Below are 23,470 nucleotides of genomic sequence, written 5' to 3'. Positions count from 1 at the left end.
AAAGTTTCGTAGCTCAGAACCCAACCGGCGACCAAACCACGGGTTCCGAGCTAATCAAGTCACCAGCCCTCGCGGGAGGCTTCTCTATGCCCGAAAGAATACATGACGGGCTGGAAGATTCAAGGACGGATCTTCTGGCGCGCCGCTCCGGTATGCCGTCGGCGACGGCCAGTGATGCGTGGGCGTTGTCCCGCCGTCTGACCCCGCGCAGCACGGTCCGCACGATGCGCGCGGATGCCTATGGGCGTCTGGACGAGAACGCGTATCCGGCCGCGTTCCGGGTTTCGCCGGTGGCTCCGTCGACGCCGTGGGCGGTGTATCTTGCGGACGAGTCGGGTGTGTTCCGGCTGTTGTGCTTCGACTTCGACGGCAAGGACTCTCGTGGAGCGATCCTCCCCGACCTGATGGAGCAGGCTGTGGACGACTGCGACGCGCTCTCCGCGGTGCTGGAGGCGCACCAGGTCGCTCACGTGGTCTGTCAGTCCTCCGGGACGGGTGGCCGGCATGTGTGGGTGGCCGTGCACAGCGGGGTCTCGGCCGAGGACGTGCGGGCGCTGGCGATCGCTGCTCGAGCAAACTTCCGCACTCTGGATCACGGGATGCTCCACAACCCGGCCACCGGCGCCGCGCGCCCTCCTCTGTCCCCGCACCGCGACGGCAGCGCATCGACCGTGCTCCGCGGCGACGCCGAGGACCTTCTGACCTCGACCGTCACCGACGTGCAGCTGCGCGAGGTCACGACGGCGCTCGAGCTGACGCGGCCCCAGCGGTTCCCGCAGCTCTCCCCCGCCACCGGTGTCCGCGACGTCGCTCACCGCACCCACCGCGGGCTGAGCGCTGCAGGTGCTGCACACATGGCTACGGTCGGTGGCGGGGCGAATCCTTCGTGGACGGCGTTCATGTGCTTGCTTTCGGCCGCTCACGCGGGCTGGACGCTGACCGACGTCGAGCACGCCGCCCGCACGGCGCCGGGCATGGAGCACTACCGGACGAAGAACACCGGCCGCGGCGGCCGCCGGCCCCGCTCCCGCGAAGAAGCCGCTGAGCGCCTGAGCCGCCAGTGGGAGAAGGCGCTGCAGTTCGCCGCCCTGCACGCGGCCCTGCCGGCCGAGCGGGAGCCGCGGGATCTGACCGAGCTCGAGGGCATCGTGGCTGCCGTCAGCGATCTTGTCGAGCGGTTCCGGGTGCATCCAGGCAGGTGGGGCCGCACCGAGCGCGCCACCTCGGAACGGACGATCCTCACAGCCCTCGCCTACCTCAGCCTGCACACCGGCAAGCGCACCGTCGCGGCCTCAGTCCGAGATCTTGCCCTCCTCTCAGGCCTGGGCCGCACCACCGCTGCAGCCGCCCTCCGGGCACTGCAGGCGGACGGGTACGTGCAGCTCATCGCCCGCGCCGACGGCAGCAACGCGAGCGAATGGCGCCTAACCGGGGCATTTTCCACAGGCTCAGGAACACTCCGGACACAGCCACCTAATAACCCCCGCCCCCCCGGCCAGCTCTTTAGCGAACGAGCGGTCTTCCTTGAGCTGATTGAGCACGAGCTCACCGACGCCCGCCACGACCTCTTCACCCGCGCGGGCCTGGGGCATCTCGCCGGGAAGATCTACGCGCTGCTGCGTCGCGAAGCCTCGGCCTCGGTTGAGACGACTGCGCGTCTTCTCGGAGTGACGACTCGAGCGGCAGCCACGAACCTCTCTCGTTTGCGAGCCCACAGGCTGATCGTCAAGCACACCGATGGGTGGAGGCGAGCCCTCCGAGATCTCCGAACGACTGCAGCTCGAGCGCTGGGCGTCGACGGCGCGCTCGAGGACCGCGCATACCGGTACGGCATCGAGCGCGAGGTGTGGGCCTGGTGGCAAGCCGAGCTCTCCCATCGATCCTCGTCGCCGAGGGAACGTCCCCGACGCCCTTATGTCACTAGCCGGCCGCTGTTCGAGGACCCCACCGCTGGCGAGCGCGTCTGGCCGCTCTACCCTCGCGACGCCGCCGGCCGTGGAGATCACCGAGAAGCTCTTTATTGGGGGCGCACGGGCATGCTCGCCCCCGGGTCTCTCTGGTGGTCTTCGACCGCCGCTTAGCCCGACGCCTCGACTCGCCTGACCGCTCCCCCACCGTTCGCAGAACAACGGCGCCGGAGGTCACTGTCGGACCCTCCGACCTACACTCAACTTTTATCGAACACATGTTCGAACGCATCGGGAGGTTGCTGGATGAGTGTCACAGTCGTCGAACGGATCGCGACACCGACGGAGGATGCGGTCACCGTCGCGTTCCTCGTCGCCGGCGACGCGGTGGCCGCCGGGTTCCCCTCCCCCCGCGCAGGACTACTTCGACGGCTCCCTCGACCTCAACGACCACCTGATCCGCGACAAGACGTCCACTTTCATCGTCCGTGTCTCCGGGGAGAGCATGGTCGGCGCCGGCATCAGCGACGGTGACGAGCTCGTGGTCGACCGTTCTCTCACCCCGAAGCACGGCAACGTCGTCGTCGCGATCCTCGATGGCGAACTCACCGTCAAGCGCCTCGAGCTCTCCCCTGGCGGCGTGATCTTGCGTGCCGAGAACTCCGAGTACCCGCCGATTCTCGTCCCGGAGCTGAGCAACCTCCAGGTGTGGGGCGTCGTCACCGTCTGTCTCCACCATCTGCACCGTGCGCTCTGAGCGGCGGATCGGCCTGGTCGACGTCAACAGCTTCTACGTTTCCTGCGAGCGACTGTTCGACCCGAAGCTGCACGGCCGGCCCGTCGTCGTCCTCTCGAACAACGACGGTTGCGTGGTTGCTCGATCGGACGAGGCGAAGCAGCTCGGCATCGCGAACGGCACACCCTGGTTCAAGATCGAGCCCCTCATCCGTTCAGGGCACCTCCCGAAGGTCATCGCCCGTTCGAGCAACTACGAGCTGTACGGCGAGCTCTCCGCCCGCGTGATGGAGCTGTTGGGCCGCTACTCCGCCTGGCAGGAGGTGTATTCGATCGATGAGAGCTTCCTCGGCGTCGACGGCGACGTGGCGGAGCGGGCGAAGATCGGGCGCACGATGCGCGCCGCTGTCGCGAAGAACGTTGGTCTGCCCGTGTGCGTCGGGTTCGGGCCGAGCAAGACGCTCGCGAAGTTCGTCAACAAGGGCGGAGCCAAGAAGCACCCGCGCCTCGGCGGCGTCTGCGACACCGACTGGTACACATCGGCGCAGCTCGACGCGCTCATGGCCTCGCAGCACGTCACCGAGCTGTGGGGCGTCGCCGGCCGCACCGGGAAACGGCTCGCGGAGCTGTCCATCCACACGATCCGCGACCTCCGCGACGCGGACCCCGCGCTCATCCGGAAGAAGTTCTCGGTCGTCCTGCAGCGCTCCGTCTACGAGCTGCGCGGCATCGACTGCATCCCCCTCGAGCCCGCGCGCACTGTCCGGGACCAGCTGATCTTCTCTCGCTCGTTCGCCACTCCGGTGACGACGATCGCGGACATGGAGCAGGTGCTCTCCGTCTATGCGCAGCGCGCCGCGCATCGGCTCCGAGCGCAGGAGTCGGTCACCAAGACGATGAGCGTGTTCGCGTCGACCTCGCCCTTCGCGGACGCACCCTATGAGTCCGCCGGCGGCCTCGCCGGCTTCCCCATCCCCACCGACGAACCGGTGGCGATCGTCAAAGCCGCGATCGGCACACTGCGACCGCGACTGCGCGAGGGGGCGCGCTACGTCCGAGCCGGCGTCATCCTCACCAACCTCTCCCCCAAGGACTCTCACGCCTTCCTCGACATCTTCGACACCGCCTTCGACACCAAGAGCCTCGGCGCCACCATCGACGCCGTGACCAAGCGCCACGGCCGCTCCGCGGTCGGCCTCGGACTCGCCGGGATCCGGAAGGGACCTGTCTGGACGATGAAACGCGGCGCACTCTCTCCACGCTCCACAACCCACTGGGGCGAACTGGCGACCGCGTTCGCGCACTGACGTCGACCAATTTGAGGTGTGAGTTCCAAACTTCGGAAGATTCAGGGATACAGACTCTGTAAGTGGAAGACCCCGCCGACTTACGTAGTCTGTAAGAACCAGAGTAACAAACCCTGTGAGTACGACTCTCAGTGGAATCTCCATGTAAAAGACGGTCAACGAGGTTCGTCTACAAAGTTACAGACTTCGTAGTTCTGTAAATCTGTGGGTTGAGGTGGCCGACCGGTGCTGCTGATCGCGGCAGTATGAGAGCTTTGGCGCGCTGCGGGCTTCAGTGGGATATGCCGATTTCAAGCGCTGGAGGGCGCAAGCGCTACGCATCCGTCGATGTGCCAGCCCGGCTCTGGTGGTGACCGGGTGCAACTTTGGGTCGCTGTGGTCGACGATCGATCGCAGTTCGTAAGTTACAGAGTTCCAAAGTCAGCAGCACGAGGCCGAACTTTGGTAGTCTGTAACTACGGAAGTGATTGGAGCATCCATGCGCATCGTGTCCCTGGCAAATCAGAAGGGCGGGGTCGGGAAGACGACAAGTCTGATGAACCTTGCGGCCGTCGCCGCAAAGAACGCGCGAGTACTCGTGGTCGACGTCGACCCCCAACAGTCGACCACCATGTGGGCGGCCCGGGCGGGGGAGCGGCTGCCCTTTGATTTTGCGGAGAACACCGACCCCAATACGCTCACGCGGCTGCGAGAGCTGCCGTACGACGTGGTCTTCGTGGACACACCAGGCAACCTGACTGACACAGCGATTCTCGGTGCCGTTCTCGACGTCTCCGACTTTGCGATCGTGCCGATGGTGCCAGAAGCCCTCGCTGTCGATCCGACGCGCAACACGATCAGCAAGCTCATCGAGCCGCGAGGAGTTCCGTACCGAGTTCTGCTGGGCAAGGTGGACATGCGTGTACCGAACCTCCTCGAAGACTGGGTCAATCTCGTGGATATGAGCCTCAAGCTTCCCCGCTTCAAGCAGCACATACGGCAGTACAAATCGATCAGCGATTCTCCGCTGACCGGAGACGTTGTGACGCAGTACCCCGACACTAGGCAAACCGCCAACGCGATCTACGACTACAACGCAGTCGCCCTGGAGCTCACCTCCATCTGGGCGCACTCGACCCCGAGGAGCTCCTAATGGCCCGTCAGGACCTCAGTGCAATGCTGTCCACGCCACCGCAGGCAAATCCGTCACCCACCCCGCCGGCGGCGGCACCAGAGGCGGCGGAGCCCGCTCAGCTTTCCAAGACTCGTCGGGTGAAGGACGCCGCGCCGGCCGCTTTGCAGAATGCGGCGGAGGAAGCTGGCTACCGATCCTTTGCCAGGAAGGAGGCGCGGGTTCGAGACGATCAGTACACCGCACTAACTGCACACGCGCGTCGACTCACGCGAACCAGGCCCGCTGGGACTGAGCGAATCACAGAGAACACTCTTATCCGAGTAGCGATCGATCTGCTTCTCGAGAGGAGCGATCAGATTGCTGGTGGATCTGAAGCCGAAATCCGGAAGTCTGTCGGTCTGTAAGTAACGGACTTCGGATCACCGTCGACGCGGACGAGTTCAAGCGTGCCCTGCTCACGGAGGCGATCAAGGACGGCAGCTACGACCGCGCGATCATGCTGCCCGAGGTCCGCGCCGCCGAGGCGGCGGGGGAGCGGTTCTTGCCGCTCGAGCTGGCCTCCCTCGTGCACGAGGAGTCCTCTCAGCTCGCGATTCGCGTCCGTGACGAAGCGGTGCGGGACGGGCTGAACGTCTCCTCGTCCGCGATGGCCGTCGAGCTGGGGGCAACGACTCGGATCCGTCGGCTACAGCGTCGAGGTCATCGACGTGGAAGTCCCGTTCGAGCTGTCGGAGTCGCGGAACGCCGGCCGCTGGCAGCAGTCCTACGAACGCGCCCTCGACGGCGCCGACGAACTCGGCGGCCGATGGGGTGCCCAGCGAGTACGCACGCGGCGTCTACGCGGGACCGGGCGGACGTTCCCTACCCGAGGTCGCCGCCGAGCAGCTGGCCGACACCGGACCGACCGTCATCCGCTACCGCCGCTACAGCACCCTCGCCGAAGGACAGCCGCGCACGCTCGACGTCGACAAGTCGCGCACCGCGTTCGGAGAACCCCTGATCCACACGGCCCTCGCGCACGCACGAGCGACCGTCACCCGCAGCTTCCCCACGATGCCGGCGCCGGACCGCGGCGACCGAAGCCGCTAGATCCACTGCCGGCGGCGCCCGTCAGCAGCTCGCGATCTCCTTCTATTCGTTCCGGGGCCGCTTGACGCGGCACCGGCGATGCCGGGGGAGGGAGGCCGCTGCGCGGCCCGTTCCCCTGCGTTTTCTTCACCTCTCCGCGGTCTCAACCTATTTCGCTCCACCTGCTACGTGCCACCGATCCCGGGCGCGGTCGCTGCGCTCCCTCACATCGCCCGGGATCGGCGTCACTCCGCCGGCTCCACTCAAACGGTTCTTCCCGCCGGAGAGGCAAAGAAAAACGATCAGCCAGAGGGAGACACACCATGAGTCAGCAGCGCGGCACCCGTGCCGAGGTCATCACGAGCGAGTATCACGGACCCGGAGCGGAGGGGATCAGCCGGATCGCGCGTCAGGTGGTCATCGTCGGCGCCGGTGGCCGCGACCCGGTGACCGAGCAGGCCCCGGCCGTGCATCTGGTCACCCGCAGCCGAGCGGTCGCCGGGGTGACGCTGCATCACTTCGAGCCCATGGACGCCGTGGGGGAGGGCCGGATCGGCTACATGGCCTCCGGCGCCTACGTCGTCGTGCCGATCACGGTCGCTCGGGCGCTCGACCTGTACCCAGCCGCGTACGCGCTGCACGACCGCAGCGAGACGCCCGACGACTTCCTCGACAACGACTGACCTCCGCCGAGACGAGAAGGAGACAGGGCATGCTCATCATCACCCACACCCCCGAGGCCGGAACGATCATCGAGGGCACCAGCCGCGGCGACGGCACCGCCGAGATCCTCAAGGTGTCCGGCTGGCGGTGGGGCCGCTCCATCGGCGCGTGGTACGTCCCGCAGTCCCGCGACCGCCTGCCGAAGTGGTGGATCCTCAACCCCACCGCCGCCGCGCTGCGCGAGGCGGGGCACGAGGTCACCGTCGACGCCGAAGACACGTTCCGCCCGACCGCCGAGGCCGAGGCCGTCATGATCGAGCGTCAGGCCGCACGCGTCGGCGCGCTCGACGCCACAGCGGACCGGCGGGCGGCGCAGGCAGACGACGCCGACGACGCCGCCCGCCGCGCCCTCCGCCGCCTGCCCGAGGGCGGGGAGCCGATCAAGATCGGCCACCACTCGGAGACGCGGCACCGGAACGCGATTGCCAAGGCCGACGCCGCGATGGGTCGCAGCGTCGAGGCCGACCGCGAGGCTACCCGCGCCCGCGCCGACGTCGCGGCCGGGACCACCGAAGCCCGCTACGCGCCCCACGCGGTCGCGCGCCGCATCGACCGGCTCGACACCGACATTCGCGGATACACGCGGAAGATCGAAGGCAGCTCGCACAACTTCGGCGGCGGCCACATCGAGACGACGCCCCCCGCTACCGGCGCCCGGCTCGAGCGACTGAACACGGAGCGGGCGCAGCTCGAGGACCAGCGCACCTACTGGACCGCCGTCCGCGAGGAACAGGTCGCCGCGGGGGAAGTCACGATCCACCGCCGCGACACGATCGCCAAGGGCGACGCGATCAAGCACAAGTTCGGGTGGAGCGTCGTGACCCGCGTGAACCTCAAGACCGTGACCGTCGCCCTCGACTGGAACGCCGGGACGCGCCCCTACTCCGTCGCCTACGCCGACGTGCAGGGACACTGCGCCGCCGCCGACGTCGCAGCCAGCACGGAGACAGTGGCGACCTGAGCCGGGGGAGGGCCGGCCTTCGGGCCGGCCCGTGAGGGGCGATCCCCTCACACTCCCCAGGTGTCCCGTTCCGGAGCGCGAGCTGTGCTCGCGCAGCGGCGACGGAGCGCCGCCCAAGAGGTCCGGTCGGCGGTGCCGACCGCTGAGGTTCGCCCGATGGGCTCACGGTTCTTTGCCGTGAAGCCTTCGGCGGCTCGTCCGCTTCGCTCCCTCGTAGCCACCTCCGGGCTCCGCGCAAGTGGCTGCGCCACCGGCTCCTCCGAGACTTCGGGCACGCGGTCGCTGCGCTCCCTCACATCGCGCCGAAACTTTCTCCACCCGCCGCCCTCCGGGTTGCACTGCGCCCTCCGGCTGCAAAGGCGGAAAACCGCCTTCCTTACCGTTATTTCCGTGGATCCGGGGCAGTTGTAGGCTCCGGAACGCGCCAGGGGTCCCGGGTATGGCTGACCGCCTTCAGCCGACTGATGGCACGCCGTGATTAGCCGCCCGGGACCCCGCAACGGCAGGACCGCTCATTGAGAAACGCGACCAGATCGCCCCGTAAGGACATGCCGGCAAGGTCGTTCACGGCGCACCGCACCCTCAACGGAAGGACCCTGCGTGCCCCAACTCTGGGCCGGTATCGACGCCGGCAAGACCGAACACCACTGCGTCGTCATCGACGCCAACGGAACCAAGCTGCTCTCCCAACGGTTCAAGAACCGAGAAACGGCGATCCTGACCCTGATGGGAGACGTCGCCTCCCTGCCAGGCGGCACCGACGTCGCCTGGGCAACGGACCTCAACCACGGCGGGACAGGGCTGCTGCAGACGCTCCTGCACTCGCATGCGCAGCCGCTGTTCTACATCTCAGGCCGCGTCGTGCATCACGCCTCGGGCGCCTACCGCGGCGAAGCCAAAACAGACGCGAAGGACGCGGTCATCATCGCCGACCAAGCGCGGACCCGGCGAGACGTGACGCTGATGCGCCAGGCCGACGAGGTCACGGCGGAACTGCGCCTGCTCTCGGCGCGACGAGAAGACCTGGTGCACGATCGCACCCGCGCCGTGAATCGCCTGCGCGCCATCCTGGTCCACTACTTTCCGTCGCTCGAGGGGGCATTCAACTACGCGACGACCAGGGGACCTCTGGTGCTGCTCACCCGGTACGCGACCCCCGGTGCGATCCGGCGCATGGGGGAGAGCCGGCTGGCGGCGTGGTTGAAGGGACAGGGCTGCTGGAAATCCGCGGCGGTCGCGAAGACGGCGGTGGAAGCCGCGCGCGAGCAGACATCGGTCGTCGTGGGGGAGGGGGCAGCGGCTCGGCTGGTGAGCCGGTCCGCGCGTGATCTCCTCCGCATCCGCGACGAGGTCGCCGAGCTCGACGGGGAGATCGAAGCCGCTTTGCAGGACAGCAGATCCGCGGATCTTCTGGTGTCGATTCCTGGGTTCGGGCGCAGGCTCGCCGCGGATTTCCTTGCCGCGACCGGTACTGACCTCGCCGCGTTCGAGACGCCCGACCGGTTGGCCAGCTTCGCGGGTCTCGCTCCCGTGCCGCGGGACTCCGGGAAGATCTCCGGCAACCATCACCGGCCACGTCGCTATGACCGGCGGCTGTTGAACGCCTGCTTCCAGGCGGCGTTCATCGCGTCGAGGAACTGCCCGGTCTCGCGCTCGTTCTACGATCGGAAACGCCAGGAGGGGAAGTCGCACAAGCAGGCTCTGATCGCTCTCGCCCGGCGCCGTATGAACGTCATCTGGGCGATCTTCCGTGACCAGACGACCTTCAACCCCACCCCGCCCCGGCCGAACGATCCCGTCACCCCGCTTCTGCAGCACGGTCCAGAGTCGCCATCGAGGAGCAGACCCACCATCGCCCTTGCGGCCGCCTGACGCGTCTAGGTGAGGAGTTCGGTCTGGATCCGGGCGGCGACGGCCTCGCGGAGGGGGCGGACGTTCTCGGTGCTCCAGTCGGTCGGGTCGGGGAACTTCCACTCCAGGAATCGGCCGGTCGGCGTTGCGGGGAGGGTGAGGCCGGGCTTCATGGTGATGACGATGTCCGCGTTCTCGAGGTCCTCGACGGTGACGGCGCGGGGGATGTGGTTCCTGATGTCGAGGCCGAGCTCGGCGACGGTCGCAGCGATCGCGGGGTTCACCGTCTCGGCGGGGGAGAGACCGGCGGAGGTGGCGGTGTAGCGGTCGCCGGCGAGGACTTCGAGCAGGCCTGCGCCGAGTTGGGAGCGGCCGGCGTTGTGCTGGCAGAGGAAGAGGACGGTGGGCTTCTCGGTCATGCGGGGATGCTGCTTCCGGTGGTGGTGCGGGTCCAGGTCTGGGTGGCGATCTGCACGGCGTCCCAGGGGGAGCCGAGCGGGGGTGTGTAGGAGAGGTCGAGGTCGGAGACCTGCTCGACGGTGAGCCCGGCGAACAGGGCGGTCGCGTACGTGTCGACGCGCTTGGCGGTCTCGGTGCCGAGGCGTCCGACGAGCTGCGCGCCGAGCAGACGTCCGTCGCGGGTGTCGCCGGTGATGCGGATCGTGATGGGCTGCGCGCCCGGGTAGTAGCGCTTGTGGTCGTCCGCGACCGCGCTCGTCGTCGCCGGCGCGAAGCCCGCGGCGAGGGCCTCGTGCTCGCGAAGGCCGGTGCGGGAGGCGACGAGGTCGAAGACCTTCACGACCTGCGTGCCGACCGAGCCGGCGAACCGGGCATCGCCGCCGAGAGCGTTCTCGCCGGCCACCCGTCCCTGCTTGTGGGCCGTGGTGCCCAGCGGCAGGTAGGTGCTGCCGAGCAGACGGTGGTGCGTGGTCACTCCGTCGCCTGCCGCGAACACGTGCGGCAGGCCCGTGCGCATCGCCTCGTCGACGACGACCGCGCGGCCGGCGCCGAGAGACGCTCCGGCGCGGGCGAGCAGGTCGGTGTTCGGCTTCACGCCGACGACGAGGAGGACGACGTCAGCGGTGCGGGTGAGAGGTGTGCCGTCGTGGTCGGCGTGCACGGCGAGGCCGGTGGCGGTCTTCTCGATCGAGGCGACGGTGGTGCGGGTGAGAACCTCGACGCCGCGCTCGGTCAGTTCGGTGTGGACGAGGGCGCCGAGTTCGGGGTCGAGGGTGGAGAGCACTTCCGGGCCGCGCTGGAGCTGGGTGACTCGGAGGCCGCGGACGGTGAGGGCTTCGGCCATCTCGAGGCCGACGTAGCCGGCGCCGACGATGATCGCGGTCTGCGGGTCTCGACTGTCGAGGAACCGCTCGAGCGCGAAGGTGTCGCCCATCGAGTGCAGCACGTGCACTCCGTCCTCCGGCCCCAGTGCGTCCACTCCCGCGATGCCGGCGGAGGAGGCGAGGGCGCCGGTGCCGACGATCAGCTCGTCGTACCCGATCCGGTCGAGCGAGCAGTCGGGGGTGCGGACGGTGAGCTGCTGCCCGGCGACGTCGATGTCCGTCGCGAAGGTGTCCAGGCGCAGGGTCATGCCGGTGGCTTCGAGATCGGCGTGGCTGCGGTGCGCAAGCGACTGCCATGGCTGCACCTCGCGGGAGAAGTAGTACGGGATCCCGCAGATGGAGAAGTTCGGGTACGAGTCGGCGACGACGACGGTCACGTCGACGGACGGGTCGAGCTCGCGGGCGCGCAGCGCGGCGGAGATCCCCGCGTCGCTGCCGCCGATAGCGACGAGATGCATCAGATGGGCCTTTCGAATCAGACGTGTGAAGAGGTCGAGGCGGCCGGGACCACAAGGTCCCCGGCGGCCCGGGCGGCGCCCGGGAAGAGGAACACGGCGATTCCGACGCCGATCGCGGCGCCGACGAGCTGCGCAGCGACGAACGGCAGGACGGAGGTGGGGGCGATGCCGGCGAAGGTGTCGGTGACGACGCGGCCGAGAGTCACGGCGGGATTCGCGAACGAGGTCGAGGACGTGAACCAGTACGCGGCACCGATGTACGCGCCGACCGCGGCCGCCGCGAGCGGGCCTCGGTGCGTACGGGCGAGGGAGAGGATCACGAGGACCAGGCCCGCGGTGGCGACGACCTCCCCGAGCAGGTGCCCGGCAGTGACCCGCTCCGTCGTCGCGATCGAGGACGGGATTTCGAACATCGCATTCGCGAGGACCGCGCCGCCGATGCCTCCGAGCAGCTGCGCGCCCACGAACACCGCCAGCTCCCGCCCCAGCAGGCCGGTGCGGTCGCGACGACCGAGGACCGCGTCCACGGCGGAGACGAGCGGATTGAAGTGCGCCCCCGACACCGGGCCGAGAGTGAGGATCAGCACCGCCAGCCCCAGCGCGGTCGCGAGGGAGTTCTCCAGCAGTTGCAGACCGACGTCGTCCGGGGAGAGCGTCTGAGCGGCGATGCCGGAGCCGACGACGATCGCCACGAGCAGACCGGTGCCGAGGAACTCGGCCACGGCCCGACGAGCGAGCGGAGGAGGGGAAGTGGTGTCCATGTCGTCGGCCATCTTGACCGCTCACGATCACTCAGTCAAGATTGAGTCAATGAACACCGAGCGAACCGAACTCGAAGCGCGCGCCGCCCGGCACGCCGCCCTCAGCGACCCCGCGCGCCTGCGGATCACCGACCTGCTCACCCTCGGAGACCTCGCGCCGCGGGAGCTGCAGGACCGTCTTGGGATGCCCTCGAACCTCGTCGCGCACCACCTCGCCGTCCTCGAGCGCGAAGGCATGATCCTCCGTCGCCGCTCGGAGGCGGACCGGCGCCGCAGCTACGTCCATCTGATCCCCGGGGCGTTCGACCAGCTCGGGCCCTCGACCACCGCCGCAGCGCGGCGAGTGCTGTTCGTGTGCACCGCGAACTCCGCCCGCTCCAAGCTCGCCGCGCAGCTCTGGGCGCAGCGCAGCCCCATCCCCGTCGCCTCCGCCGGCACCCACCCGGCCGCCGCGGTGGCCGCCGGAGCGATTGCGACCGCCGAACGCCACGGCCTCCCGCTACCCGAAGGAGCCCCGCAGCAGCTCGCGGACGTCGCCGCCGACACAGACCTCGTGATCACCGTCTGCGACGCCGCGCACGAGGAACTCGGCTCGGACGCGCTGCACTGGTCGATCCCCGACCCGGTACCTGCCGGCACGGATGCCGCGTTCGATGCGGCCTACGACGAGCTCGCCGCGCGCGTCGACGCTCTCGCGGCGAGGGTCACGGCCGCCTGATCAGACGCGGGTGAGCATCCCGGCGAGGGAGTCGAGCGCGCCGGGGACGAGGGAGAAGTACGCCCACGTGCCGCGCTTCTCGCGGGCCAGGATCCCGGCGTCCACGAGGATCTTCAAGTGGTGCGACACGGTCGGCTGACTCAGCCCGACCGGCTCCGTGAAGTCGCACACGCACACCTCGCCCGAGCTGCTCGACGCCACGATCGACACCAGGCGGAGCCTCGCCGGATCCGCCATCGCCTTCAACGCTCGCGCCAGCAGCTCCGCGCCCTCGGCGCTCAGCGGCTCGCGCGCGAGCGGCGCGCAGCACGCGGCCGCCGCCGCGGTGAGAGTCAGCTCGGTCGTCGCCATGCCTCCACCCTCCCACACATTGACAGCCATCGATATGCCGGGGCAGACTCGATCCATCGATGACCGTCGATGTTGAGGAGTGCACCTGATGACCCTGCTGCTGACCGTCCCGCCCCGCACCGACGAGCGCCGCCTCACCGGCCTGCCCGTCGCCGTCATCGGCGCCGGCCCCGTGGGTCTCGCCGCCGCCGCGCAGCTGCTCGAGCGCGGCCTCGACGTCATCGTCTACGAGGCGGGTGAGAGCGCAGGTGCCGCTGTGCAGCAGTGGGGTCACACTCGCTTGTTCTCCCCGTGGGAGTTCCTGGTCGACGCGGCCGCCGGGCGCCTGCTCGACGCCGCCGGCTGGGAGGCCCCCGCAGCGAAGAAGCTGCCCACCGGGCACGAGTTCGTCCGCGACTACCTCGCTCCTCTCGCCGCGACCCCGGAGCTCGCCCCGGTCATCCGCTACCGCTCCCGTGTCACCGCCGTCTCTCGTGAGGGCATGGATCGCACCCGCTCCACCGGCCGCGCTGCGACCCCGTTCCTGCTGCGCCTGGACACTCCGGAGGGCGCCGTCGACGTCACCGCGCGCGCGGTCATCGACACCTCCGGCACCTACTCCACGCCCAACGCGCTCGCCTCCGCGGGCCTTGACCCAATCGGTGTCCTTGATGTCGCGGAGCACCTCAGCCACGCACTGCCGGACGTGCTCGGTGCGGACCGTGCCCGGTTCGCCGGGAAAAGCGTCCTCGTCGTCGGCGCCGGCCACTCCGCCGCGAACACCCTGATCAAGCTCGCTCGACTCGCCCGCGAGGAACCGGAGACGAGGATCACGTGGGCGATCCGCGGCACGAGCCCGGTGCGCGTCTTCGGCTCCGGCGACGACGAGCTCGAGGAGCGCGGCAAGCTCGGCGGCACCGTCCACCAGCTCGTCCGCGACGGCGCGATCACCCTCCTGGACCGCTTCGAAATCGACCGCCTCGAGAAGACCCCCTCCGGCGGCGTCACGGTGATGGGGCGCCGCCGGAAGGAGCGCGAGAGCGTGGAAGTCGATGTCGTGGTGCAGGCCACCGGGTTCCGGCCCGACCTCGACATGCTGCGCGAGATCCGCGTCTCCCTGGACGAGATCGTGGAAGCACCCCGCGCCCTCGCCTCGCTCATCGACCCGAACCTGCACTCCTGCGGCACCGTCGACCCCCACGGCGTCGCGGAACTCGCCCACCCCGAGCCGAACTTCTTCATCGCCGGGATGAAGTCGTACGGCCGTGCGCCGACCTTCCTGCTCGCCACCGGCTACGAGCAGGTCCGCTCCATCGCGGACGAACTCGCCGGCGATCACGCCGCCGCCCGGCGCGTCCAGCTCGTGCTCCCCGAAACCGGCGTCTGCTCCACCGACATCGGATCCGCCGGAGGGAGCTGCTGCTCATGACCGCGATCCGGCCGATGACCCCCGGAGACTGGGCGGCGGTCGAGACGATCTACCGCGAGGGGATCGCGACCGGGCACGCCACCTTCGAGGCCGAACCGCCCACGCGGGAGGCGTTCGACGCGGGGAAGCTCGACGTCGGGCGCCTGGTCGCCGTCGACGGAGAACAGATCCTCGGCTGGGCCGCGTTGTCGAAGGTCTCGGCCCGCCCCGTCTACCGGGGCGTGGTCGAGCACTCCGTCTACATCGCCGCCGCTGCACGTGGCCGCGGCGTCGGATCGAGGCTGCTGGCCGCGCTCATCGCCGCGGCGGACGACGCGGACCTGTGGACGATCCAGTCGAGCATCTTCCCCGAGAACACCGCCAGTCTCGCCCTCCACGACCGCGCTGGATTCCGGCGTGTGGGCATCCGGGAGCGCATCGCGCAGATGACGTACGGGCCGGAGGCTGGCCGCTGGCGCGACACGATCCTCATCGAGCGGCGGCGCCCGTGACGCCGTGACTCGTCCAGGATCCGCGTGTATCGTGATCGTCACAACGGGCCGGTTCCCGGAACGTTGCCAGCCGAAGACCCCGCCTAGCGGGGTCTTCGTTTTTAAGGCGTCCAGATCCGGTCGTGCGACGTCGACGCGTCGATCAGAGCGCCCAGGCGCGTCATCGTCGCCGCGGACTTCGGGTGCGTCTCCGTCACCGTCTGCCGACGCCGGTGCAGGTAGATCGCGAGGTCGGCCGCCTGCACCCCGGCGGCGTTCCTCGAGGACGCGAACTGGATCGGGGAGGAAATCAGGTTAAGGCGGCTCGTCAGGTAGCCCGGCGTGCCCAGTGACCGGTAGCTCTCGAACTGCCGCCGGTGCTCCTCCTGCGTCGCGATCTCGTCGGCGACGACGATCACCTCCTCGGTATCGAAGGAGAAGACGTCACGGCGGTACTCGTTCACCCGCTCGAGCAGGTGCTGCAGCACGATCTTGTGCGGCTGCTCCGGGTACCGGTACCGGGCGTTCAGGCGCTTCACGTCCACGCCCCGGAACAGGTAGCGGACTTCTGCCTCCTGCGCGATGCGCAGCGCGGCCGCGTAGATGCCCGCCGCCTCACGATGCTTCCCGCGCAGAGGAGCCCACTCGCCGGCGCCGCCCATCAGCTCGTGCCCGTGAAACTCGACATCCGCCGGCACCCCGTGATCCGCGGCGATCTGCTCCCGGAGAGCGGCGTAGCCGTGCTCGAGCTGCTCCCACTTCTCCTGTGTCGTCACGGCAGCGCCGATGAAGTAGAAGTCCTGTGTGTAGGACTCGTCCAGGTACGCGATCAGCACCCCGTCATCATGTCAGCGACCCCCGCCACCACTGGCGGCAGAACAGCCCGGACGGGCCGCTCCGGACAGCTCAAAGGCGCGAGCATGTCGCAGGAACACACATGCTCGGGGTGCATGGAGAGCACCCGATCGATCGGCTGTCACCGCTTGCGCGCGTCGGCGTCGAGGGTCTGCTGGAGAAGTCGGAGAGCCTTAGGTCCTACCCCATGGAGGGTCGCGAGGTGGTCCAGGCCCACCCGCCGCAGGTCGTCCGCATCGTGCACGCCCGCTTCCTCGAGCGCGCGGGAGGCCGGGGCGCCGATGGCGGGTAGCTGTCGAGACGGTTCCATAAGTCCGACCCTACGAACCGAACTGCTGCCCCGATAGCCGATGTCATCGCTCACCTCGGCACGCCTGCGCCAGGCTGCGGCGCTACTGCGGTCGTGTTCGTTCGCCTCATCCCACGGATCGCAGCGGATCGAACTGCCGTGAAGCCGTCGAAGGACAAGCGGGAACGCTTAGCCAGGGCGCCGGTATCCCGCTGCGTCGAGGACCGCCGGCGTCATTCAGGGCGGGTTGCGCACTTGAACGTCAGGAGCGGACGAGCCGCGCGATGGCGTCGGAGGCTTCTTGCAGCTTGATCTTCGCTTCGTCGCCGCCGGCTGCGGCGGCCTCGAGGACGCAGTGGTTCAGGTGGTCGTTCAGGAGACCGAGCGCGACGGACTCGAGGGCGCTGGTCATCGCGGAGATCTGGGTGAGGATCTTGATGCAGTACTGCTCGTCTTCAACCATGTTCTGCAGGCCGCGAGCCTGCCCCTCGATGCGGCGAAGGCGGCGGAGGTACTGGTCCTTGTCGGAGATGTAGCCGTGGGCGCCGGTGATGTCGGTCTGCTCGCTCGTCTGCTCGGTCACGGTGTCCTCATCCCCCGGGTGCTGGTGCAGCTCGTCCGCTGCTGCGCGGGGCGGACGGGTACGGAGGGGGTTTTCAGCCGCTCCGGCTGCTTTCTGCATACTCTAGGGGGGTATGCATGGGCGTCCCTTCTGATGCCCTCGGACGAGTGACGAGCAGTGTCGGAGGTGTGGATCATGAGCGACAGCGTCGTTTCTAAGCTGTCCGCGCCGCTGATGCGCGCGGTGGTCGTGGTGCTGACGTTGGCGGCTCTGCTGCTGGGCGTGTTCGCGATGCACTCGATGATGGGCAGCCATTCCGACGCGTCTGTGTCCGCAGGACACACGCATGCGCAGACCGATGCTCACGCCGACCCGGTAGCTGCGTCGACAGGCGGGATGGCTCTCGTGGCTGGCGCCGATCAGGGCGCGGTCGTGCCGATGGTGCCGTGTGATGACAGTTGCGCGATGGGGTGCGCTCTGATGGCGGCGACGTGCGTCATCGTCTTCTTCCTCGCGTCCCTGATCCTCCTGGCCCGGGTGCCGGCGCTGTTCGCGCGCGTGCTCGACGCGGGTCCGCGTCTTCTGCTGCTCGTTCCGCGCGCGAAGTTCCATGTGTATCTGCCGTCGTTGACGGTGTTGTCGATCAGTCGCACCTGATTCGCCTGTCGTCGCAGCGTCCGCTGCGACCTCATCACCCCGCCCGCAGGGCGCGGTTCCGGCGATTCCTGCTACCGACTGAACGGATACGACACTCATGAACACCAAGCGCACTCTTCTCGCCTCGACTCTCGCTCTGGCGACCGCAATTACTCTGGCCGCCTGCTCGGACAGCTCCGGCACGGGCGGCATGGAGGGGATGGACCACAGCAGCTCCTCCTCGTCCGCGTCCGCGTCGCCGTCTTCGACTGCTGCGGCGGAGGCGGACTTCAACGATCAGGACGTGATGTTCGCGCAGATGATGAAGCCCCACCACGAGCAGGCGGTGGAGATGGCCGACATGATCCTCGCGAAGGACGGCATCAGCACCGACGTCACCGACCTCGCGACCCAGATCAAGGAAGCGCAGGGTCCGGAGATCGCGCAGCTCGAGGAGTGGATCAGCGCGTGGGGCGCTGAGGACTCGATGTCGGGCATGGATCACAGCATGGACGGGATGATGTCCGACGAGGACATGTCCTCGCTGGAGAGCGCGACCGGCGCCGAGGCGGAGACGCTGTTCCTCGAGCAGATGATGATGCACCACGAGGGCGCCGTGGAGATGGCGCAGACCGAGGTCGACGAGGGCCAGAACGCGGACGCCATCGACATGGCGAACACGATCGTGCAGACCCAGACCGAGGAGATCGCAACCATGCAGGATCTCCTCGCGTCCCGCTGACCCGTCTTTCTGACGCCCCTTCCCCCTCCTGGGCAGGCGGAGCGCTGCTGCGTCGCGCCCGTGCGCGCTACCGCCGCGCCCCGGTGGGGGTCGCCGTACCTGGCGATCCCCACCCTCTACTTCTTCGCGCCCTCTGAGGGCGCTCGAACCAGAAACGTCCCCCTATGCACCGCCTTCCTCTTCACCCCCGTCCGCTTCGCTCGGGAGTCGCCCGGTGAGCGCCGCGTCGACGCCGACGAGCGACCCGCGCCGCCGCGACGTGCACCGCACCCGAACCCGCACCCGCGATGCCTCCCCGCGGCAGGCTGCGCTCACGCTCGGACGCCGGGTGACGTACACGGCGCCCTCGCGAGCCGACGCGCAGGCGTTGCAGCACGCCGCCCGCGTCGCGGCCCGCCCGCGCCCGGCCCCGCCGGGCACGGCCACGATGCGGCCGCGCCTGGCTGGGATGTCCGCGATGACTCTCGTCACGATGATCGCGGTGACCTCCTCCATGCCCGCGTTCGCCGTCGACGGCACCCCGACCAAGACCACGACCCTGGCCGTCAGCGAGGCGCAGCCGCAGACGTTCGTCGCGGCCGGCGCGGTGCAGCTCACCGTCACCCGGGACACGTTCGGCGCGGAAGCCAAACCCGAGGTGCTGGTGACCGCCGCCGTCGCCACGGAACTCGTGGACGACGCATCAGAAGAGTCCGCCGCATCCACTGAGGACAGCGAGGTCGCGTCCGCTACCTGGCGGGTGCCGGTCGCGGGGCGCATCTCGAGCACGTTCGGTCCTCGCCCGGATGCCCCGGTCGCGGGCGTGAGCGCGTTCCACAAGGGCACCGACCTCGCCGCCCCCTGCGGAACCCCGGTGGTCGCAGCGACTGGCGGCACGGTCGAGGAAGCCGGCTACGCCGGCAGCTACGGCAACTGGATCCTGCTGGCGAGCAGCGACGGCATCGAGACCGGCTACGCGCACAACAGCGACCTGCTCGTGGACGTGGGTGACACGGTCGCCGCCGGCGACCTGATCGCTCTCGTGGGCTCCACCGGCGCCTCCTCCGGCTGTCACCTGCACTTTGAAACGCGCGTGGACGGGAGCCCCGTGGACCCGGAAGGCTTCATGAGCGATCTGGGTGTCGGCCTTGGCTGAGCATTGCGGGCACCGCTCGCGCCGCACGCGGCGTCTCGCCGTCATCGTCGGCGCCGCCGTGACGGTGGCGCTGCTCACCGGCTGCGTTTCGTCAGGCCGCGTGGAGACGGGCGCGCTCGTGGCCGCGCCGGCAGGGTTGGAGCACGTGCACGGGCTGGGCTGGGATCCGGTGACCGGGCTCACCTACGCGGCTGCGCACTCGGGAGTGTGGGTGATCCCCACCGACACCCTCCCGGACACCTACCCGGCCAGCCCCACCCCGACCGACGACGAAGCGGGCGGAGGGCCGGTCGCCGGCCGGGCGCAGGACACGATGGGGTTCACGATCACCCCGGAGGGAGTGTTCTACGCCTCCGGGCATCCCGACCCCGCCGACAGGTCCGCGCCAGGACCCAACCTGGGTCTGATCCGCAGCATCGATGCGGCCGCGACCTGGGAGCCGGTGTCCCTGAGTGGGGAGACGGATTTCCACGACCTCGCGACCGTCGCTCTCACCGATGCGGCGACCCGCGTGTACGGGTACGACGCGAGCCGCGGCGTCATCCTCCGCAGCGACGACTCCGGCGCCGCATGGACCCCGTCTGCGCAACTGCCGCTGCGCGATCTGACCGTGGACCCCGAGCGTCCCGACCGGGTGTTCGCGACGACCGAGACGGGCTTACAGGTCAGCGAGGACGCCGCGGTCACGTTCCGGCCCGTCTCCGGCGCGCCCGCCCTGTTCCTCGTGGACGGCAGTGCCGGCGGGCAGCTGGTCGGTGTCGACGTCGACGGGACGTTGTGGACGGGAACTCTCGAGGGCTCCTGGCAGAGCCACGGAACCCTCGAGGGGCAGCCGGAGGCGTTCGCGCTCGTCGACGGCGAAGAACAGTGGGTCCTTGCCGCCGACGAGCGCGGAGTGGTCGCCTCCGGCGACTACGGGCGCACCTGGACGGTACTGCGGCCCTCCTCGTGACGGACTGGGCTGGTGTCGCGTTCGCGCGCGGCGCGGGTGCTGGCCTGCGGGGACAGCTCCAGGCGGCGCAGCAGCTGCGCGTTCACGGCGACGACGACCGTGGACGCGGACATCAGCAGAGCCCCGACCGACATCGGCAGCACGAACCCGATCGGCGCGAGCACTCCCGCGGCCAGGGGGACGGAGAGGAGGTTGTAGCCGGCCGCCCACCACAGGTTCTGCTTCATCTGCCGGTAGCTGGCCCGGGACAGCTCGATCACGGACAGCACCGACCGGGGGTCATCGGAGGCCAGGATCACCCCGGCGGATGCGATCGCGACATCGGTGCCTGCGCCGATCGCGATTCCCACGTCGGCCTGCGCGAGAGCGGGAGCGTCGTTGACGCCGTCACCGACCATCGCGACCCGTCGGCCCTCGCGCTGCAACTCGATGACCTTCGCGGCCTTGTCCTCCGGCTTCACGCCGGCGAACACCCGGTCGATGCCGAGCTCCTCGCCCACGGTGCGGGCGACCGCTTCCGCGTCGCCGGTGATCATGACCACCTGCACGCCGATCGCGTGCAGCGCGTCGACAGCCTGCCGGGACTCCTCCCGCACCTCATCCGCGAGCCCGAGAGCCCCGATGACCCGACCGCCGGCGAGGACGTGGAGGATGATCATCCCCTCCGCCTCCCACGCGCGCGTCTGCTCGAGCGCGGCAGCGTCGTGCGCGCGCAGCATCGACGGACCGCCCACGCTCACCGCACGCCCCTCGACCTGCGCCGTGACGCCGACAGCGGTCGACGCCTGGAAACCGGTCGCTGCCGGCACCCGCACGCCGCGGCTGTTCGCGGCTGCCACGATCGCCCGAGCGAGAGGGTGCTCACTGTCCGCCTCGACCGCCGCAGCGACCGCGAGCAGCTGCTCCTCGTTCACCCCGTCGACAGTGTGCACGGCGGCGAGCGTCGGCTCGCCCTTGGTCAGGGTGCCCGTCTTGTCGAACAGGACCGTGGTCACCGTGCGCATGCTCTCCAACGCGAGACGGTCCTTGACGAGGACGCCGCCCTTCGCGGCCCGCTCGGTCGCGATGGACACCACCAGCGGGATCGCGAGTCCCAGCGCGTGCGGGCACGCGATGACCAGAACCGTGATGGTGCGGATCACCGCCTCGTCGGGACTGCCCAGCAGCGACCACACGATCGCGGTGATCACTCCCGCGCCCAACGCGAACCAGAACAACCACCCGGCGGCAACATCAGCGATGCGCTGCGCCCGGGAGGACGAGTTCTGCGCCTCCGTGACCAGGCGCTGGATGCCGGCGAGAGCGGTGTCGTCGCCGACGGCCGTCACCTCCACCCGCAACGCCGTGTCCGTGGCGACCGTGCCGGCCACGACCATCGATCCCGGGCCGCGACTGACCGGGCGGGACTCCCCGGTGATCATCGACTCATCCACGTCCGCGGTGCCCTCCAGCACCCGGCCGTCCGCCGGCACCCGGCCGCCGGGACGCACGACCACGACATCCCCCTGCACCAGGTCCGCGGGAGACACCTTCTCCACCTCACCCTCGCGCACCCGCTCCGCCTCATCCGGCAGCAGCGCCGCGAGAGAGTCCAGCGCCGAGGACGTCTGCGCGAGAGAGCGCATCTCGATCCAGTGCCCGAGCAGCATGATCACGATCAGCAGCGCCAGCTCCCACCAGAAGTCCAGCTCGTGATCCAGCAGCCCCGCGCTCGCACCCCACGACGCGAGGAACGCGACCGTGATCGCCAGAGCGATCAGCAGCATCATCCCCGGCGTCCTCGAGCGCAGCTCCGACACCGCCCCCTGCAGGAAGGGCCGGCCGCCCCAGACGTACATCACCGTCCCGAGCACCGGCGAGATCCAGCCGACCCCCGCAACGTCGGGGAGGGAGTAGCCCAGGATCATCGAGAACATGCCGCTGAACACGACCACCGGCACCGCGAACACCAGCATGATCCAGAACAACCGCCGGAACTGGCCGACATGATCGCCGTGGCCGCCGTGGCCGCCGTGGCCGCCGTGGCCGGCAGCGCCCGCCGTCATGTTGTGGCCTGCGTGAGGATCAGGCGCTCCGCGCATCTGGTGCCCGGCGTGCCCGTCAGGGGCCGTACTCACGTGATGACCTGTCCTTCCCGCGTCGACGTCGCGTGCTTCGACGGTGCGGTGAGCACTCTCGTGCTCGTCATCGTGCAGGTGGTGCTGCGCCATCATGACTCCTTCCGGCCGCTTCCGGCCTGATCCGACGGTATACCCCCCGGGGGTATCAGACAACGGGGTGATCGGGCGGAAGATTCCCGACTTGACCGAAGATGTCGGGGCAGGGGCAACGCACCACATCGATACGGGATGGGTTGGGCGGGTGCCTAGGCTGAGCGCATGAGTGACTCCAACCCGTCTGGCACGCCGTCGCCCGTCCCGGAGCGCCCCCGCTGGGTGAAGGTGTTCATGGTCGTCGTCGTCGTCCTCGCGATCGGCTTCATCGTCGTGCACCTGCTCACCGGCGGCGGGGCGCAGATGATGAATCACTGATGATGCTCGGCCCGCGAGCTCGCCGAGTCGCCCTCACCGTCCACGTCCTGGTGTCCGTGGGCTGGTTCGGCGCGGTGGGCGCGTTCCTCGCGATCGCGCTCGTCGGAGCGACCAGCAGCGACCCCTTCACGGTCCGAAGCGCCTACTTGGCGTTGGACCCGCTGGGGACGTTCGTCATCATCCCGTTCGCCCTCGCCTCCCTCGCCACCGGAATCCTGCAAGGCCTCGGAACGCACTGGGGACTGGTGCGCCACTACTGGGTGGCGATCAAGCTGTGGCTGAGTGTCTTCGCAACCGCAGTCCTCCTGCTGCACACGCGCCTCATCGAGACGATGTCCCTCGCCGCCCGCCACGGGCTCATCCCCTCCACGCTCGAGGGAACCCGCACGCAACTGGTCGTCGCGACCGCCGGCGGCACCGTCGTTCTCGTGGTTATCACCGCCCTGTCCGTCCTCAAGCCTCGCGGCCGCACCCGGCTCGGGCTGAGAGCAACCCGAACGACCTGACCGGCGTTGAGTTCCGGCGTGTCAGCGCCGAGACAATGAGGAGGCGCGGGGGTGATCGCTGCCCGGGCGCAGCGCTATCCAGAGCCC

At 69.2% G+C, this 23,470-nt stretch carries 22 protein-coding genes and 2 pseudogenes; 17 read left to right on the top strand and 7 right to left on the bottom strand.

The features are described 5' to 3' along the window. The first annotated feature begins 86 nt into the window (after positions 1–86). From ASF48_RS17610 to ASF48_RS17575, 8 genes and pseudogenes are all read left to right on the top strand, one after another. The gene (locus tag ASF48_RS17610) at positions 87–2,081 is read left to right on the top strand and encodes a hypothetical protein (protein ID WP_157603229.1); all 1,995 of its coding nucleotides are present in this window, start codon (positions 87–89) and stop codon (positions 2,079–2,081) included. A gap of 132 nt (positions 2,082–2,213) precedes the next feature. Continuing rightward, positions 2,214–2,664: pseudogene (locus ASF48_RS17605) on the top strand (LexA family protein). Continuing rightward, complete coding sequence (locus ASF48_RS17600; protein ID WP_055794505.1) at positions 2,654–3,949, top strand: Y-family DNA polymerase; 1,296 nt, start codon at positions 2,654–2,656, stop codon at positions 3,947–3,949. The pseudogene ASF48_RS17605 and the gene ASF48_RS17600 overlap by 11 nt, the downstream one beginning before the upstream one ends. Positions 3,950–4,427: 478 nt before the next feature. Next, positions 4,428–5,081, top strand: coding sequence for a ParA family protein (locus ASF48_RS17595; protein WP_055794503.1), 654 nt, complete (start codon positions 4,428–4,430; stop codon positions 5,079–5,081). Between the two features lie 792 nt (positions 5,082–5,873). After that, positions 5,874–6,152 (top strand): hypothetical protein, encoded by a 279-nt coding sequence (locus ASF48_RS17590; protein WP_055794501.1) that lies wholly within the window; start codon positions 5,874–5,876, stop codon positions 6,150–6,152. 302 nt (positions 6,153–6,454) lie between these two features. Beyond that, positions 6,455–6,814: a hypothetical protein gene (locus tag ASF48_RS17585; RefSeq protein ID WP_055794499.1), complete on the top strand. Its 360-nt coding sequence runs from the start codon at positions 6,455–6,457 to the stop codon at positions 6,812–6,814. Positions 6,815–6,843: 29 nt separating this feature from the next. Further along, complete coding sequence (locus ASF48_RS17580) at positions 6,844–7,815, top strand: DUF3560 domain-containing protein (RefSeq protein ID WP_055794497.1); 972 nt, start codon at positions 6,844–6,846, stop codon at positions 7,813–7,815. A 600-nt stretch (positions 7,816–8,415) separates the two neighbouring features. After that, a pseudogene (locus ASF48_RS17575) lies at positions 8,416–9,588 on the top strand (IS110 family transposase); the annotation flags it as partial. 104 nt (positions 9,589–9,692) lie between these two features. Here the strand turns inward: ASF48_RS17575 and ASF48_RS17570 are convergent. From ASF48_RS17570 to ASF48_RS17560, 3 genes are read right to left on the bottom strand one after another with little or no spacing between them, the layout of a single operon-like run. Next, positions 9,693–10,085, bottom strand: coding sequence for an arsenate-mycothiol transferase ArsC (locus ASF48_RS17570; RefSeq protein ID WP_055794495.1), 393 nt, complete (start codon positions 10,083–10,085; stop codon positions 9,693–9,695). Continuing rightward, entirely contained in the window at positions 10,082–11,467 is a 1,386-nt protein-coding gene (locus tag ASF48_RS17565; RefSeq protein WP_055794493.1) for an FAD-dependent oxidoreductase, read from the bottom strand. The genes ASF48_RS17570 and ASF48_RS17565 overlap by 4 nt, the downstream gene beginning before the upstream one ends. A 17-nt stretch (positions 11,468–11,484) precedes the next feature. After that, on the bottom strand, positions 11,485–12,228 hold the full coding sequence (locus ASF48_RS17560) for an aquaporin (RefSeq protein ID WP_082481757.1): 744 nt from the start codon (positions 12,226–12,228) through the stop codon (positions 11,485–11,487). 49 nt (positions 12,229–12,277) lie between these two features. On the opposite strand from ASF48_RS17560, the gene ASF48_RS17555 reads away from it, so the two are divergent. After that, entirely contained in the window at positions 12,278–12,946 is a 669-nt protein-coding gene (locus ASF48_RS17555) for an arsenate reductase/protein-tyrosine-phosphatase family protein (protein WP_055794490.1), read from the top strand. On the opposite strand, the gene ASF48_RS17550 is transcribed toward ASF48_RS17555, so the two are convergent. After that, the gene (locus ASF48_RS17550) at positions 12,947–13,297 is read right to left on the bottom strand and encodes an ArsR/SmtB family transcription factor (RefSeq protein WP_055794488.1); all 351 of its coding nucleotides are present in this window, start codon (positions 13,295–13,297) and stop codon (positions 12,947–12,949) included. An 88-nt stretch (positions 13,298–13,385) separates the two neighbouring features. Between ASF48_RS17550 and ASF48_RS17545 the strand changes: the two genes are divergently transcribed. Both ASF48_RS17545 and ASF48_RS17540 read left to right on the top strand, forming a co-directional pair. Beyond that, positions 13,386–14,705, top strand: coding sequence for an FAD-dependent oxidoreductase (locus ASF48_RS17545; RefSeq protein WP_055794485.1), 1,320 nt, complete (start codon positions 13,386–13,388; stop codon positions 14,703–14,705). Further along, positions 14,702–15,196, top strand: a complete 495-nt coding sequence (locus ASF48_RS17540; RefSeq protein ID WP_055794483.1) for a GNAT family N-acetyltransferase — start codon at positions 14,702–14,704, stop codon at positions 15,194–15,196. Before ASF48_RS17545 ends, ASF48_RS17540 begins: the two co-directional genes overlap by 4 nt. Positions 15,197–15,297: 101 nt before the next feature. Here ASF48_RS17540 and ASF48_RS17535 read toward each other — a convergent pair whose 3' ends face one another. Continuing rightward, on the bottom strand, positions 15,298–16,011 hold the full coding sequence (locus tag ASF48_RS17535) for a DUF3800 domain-containing protein (RefSeq protein ID WP_055794482.1): 714 nt from the start codon (positions 16,009–16,011) through the stop codon (positions 15,298–15,300). 570 nt (positions 16,012–16,581) lie between these two features. Next, positions 16,582–16,902: a metal-sensitive transcriptional regulator gene (locus tag ASF48_RS17525; protein ID WP_055794478.1), complete on the bottom strand. Its 321-nt coding sequence runs from the start codon at positions 16,900–16,902 to the stop codon at positions 16,582–16,584. Positions 16,903–17,076: 174 nt separating this feature from the next. On the opposite strand from ASF48_RS17525, the gene ASF48_RS17520 reads away from it, so the two are divergent. The 4 genes from ASF48_RS17520 (at position 17,077) to ASF48_RS17505 (ending at position 20,346) form a co-directional block, all read left to right on the top strand. After that, positions 17,077–17,538, top strand: a complete 462-nt coding sequence (locus tag ASF48_RS17520) for a hypothetical protein (RefSeq protein ID WP_146078443.1) — start codon at positions 17,077–17,079, stop codon at positions 17,536–17,538. A 97-nt stretch (positions 17,539–17,635) separates the two neighbouring features. Next, complete coding sequence (locus ASF48_RS17515; RefSeq protein ID WP_055794475.1) at positions 17,636–18,259, top strand: DUF305 domain-containing protein; 624 nt, start codon at positions 17,636–17,638, stop codon at positions 18,257–18,259. A gap of 472 nt (positions 18,260–18,731) precedes the next feature. Next, entirely contained in the window at positions 18,732–19,394 is a 663-nt protein-coding gene (locus tag ASF48_RS17510) for a M23 family metallopeptidase (RefSeq protein ID WP_146078442.1), read from the top strand. Further along, the gene (locus tag ASF48_RS17505; protein WP_146078441.1) at positions 19,387–20,346 is read left to right on the top strand and encodes a F510_1955 family glycosylhydrolase; all 960 of its coding nucleotides are present in this window, start codon (positions 19,387–19,389) and stop codon (positions 20,344–20,346) included. The genes ASF48_RS17510 and ASF48_RS17505 overlap by 8 nt, the downstream gene beginning before the upstream one ends. Here the strand turns inward: ASF48_RS17505 and ASF48_RS17500 are convergent. Further along, positions 20,307–22,391 (bottom strand): heavy metal translocating P-type ATPase, encoded by a 2,085-nt coding sequence (locus ASF48_RS17500; RefSeq protein WP_442965582.1) that lies wholly within the window; start codon positions 22,389–22,391, stop codon positions 20,307–20,309. The genes ASF48_RS17505 and ASF48_RS17500 overlap by 40 nt on opposite strands. A gap of 333 nt (positions 22,392–22,724) precedes the next feature. Here ASF48_RS17500 and ASF48_RS19545 point away from each other — a divergent pair, with 333 nt between their 5' ends. After that, positions 22,725–22,877 carry a hypothetical protein gene (locus ASF48_RS19545; protein WP_157603228.1) on the top strand — a complete coding sequence of 51 codons (153 nt, stop codon included), beginning with the start codon at positions 22,725–22,727 and terminating at the stop codon, positions 22,875–22,877. Continuing rightward, entirely contained in the window at positions 22,877–23,383 is a 507-nt protein-coding gene (locus ASF48_RS17490) for a hypothetical protein (protein WP_055794465.1), read from the top strand. The genes ASF48_RS19545 and ASF48_RS17490 overlap by 1 nt, the downstream gene beginning before the upstream one ends. Positions 23,384–23,470: the final 87 nt, after the last annotated feature.

Source organism: Rathayibacter sp. Leaf299, from assembly GCF_001423055.1.
Taxonomy (GTDB): Bacteria; Actinomycetota; Actinomycetes; order Actinomycetales; family Microbacteriaceae; genus Rathayibacter; species Rathayibacter caricis.
This window is presented reverse-complemented; position numbering and strand designations above follow the sequence as displayed.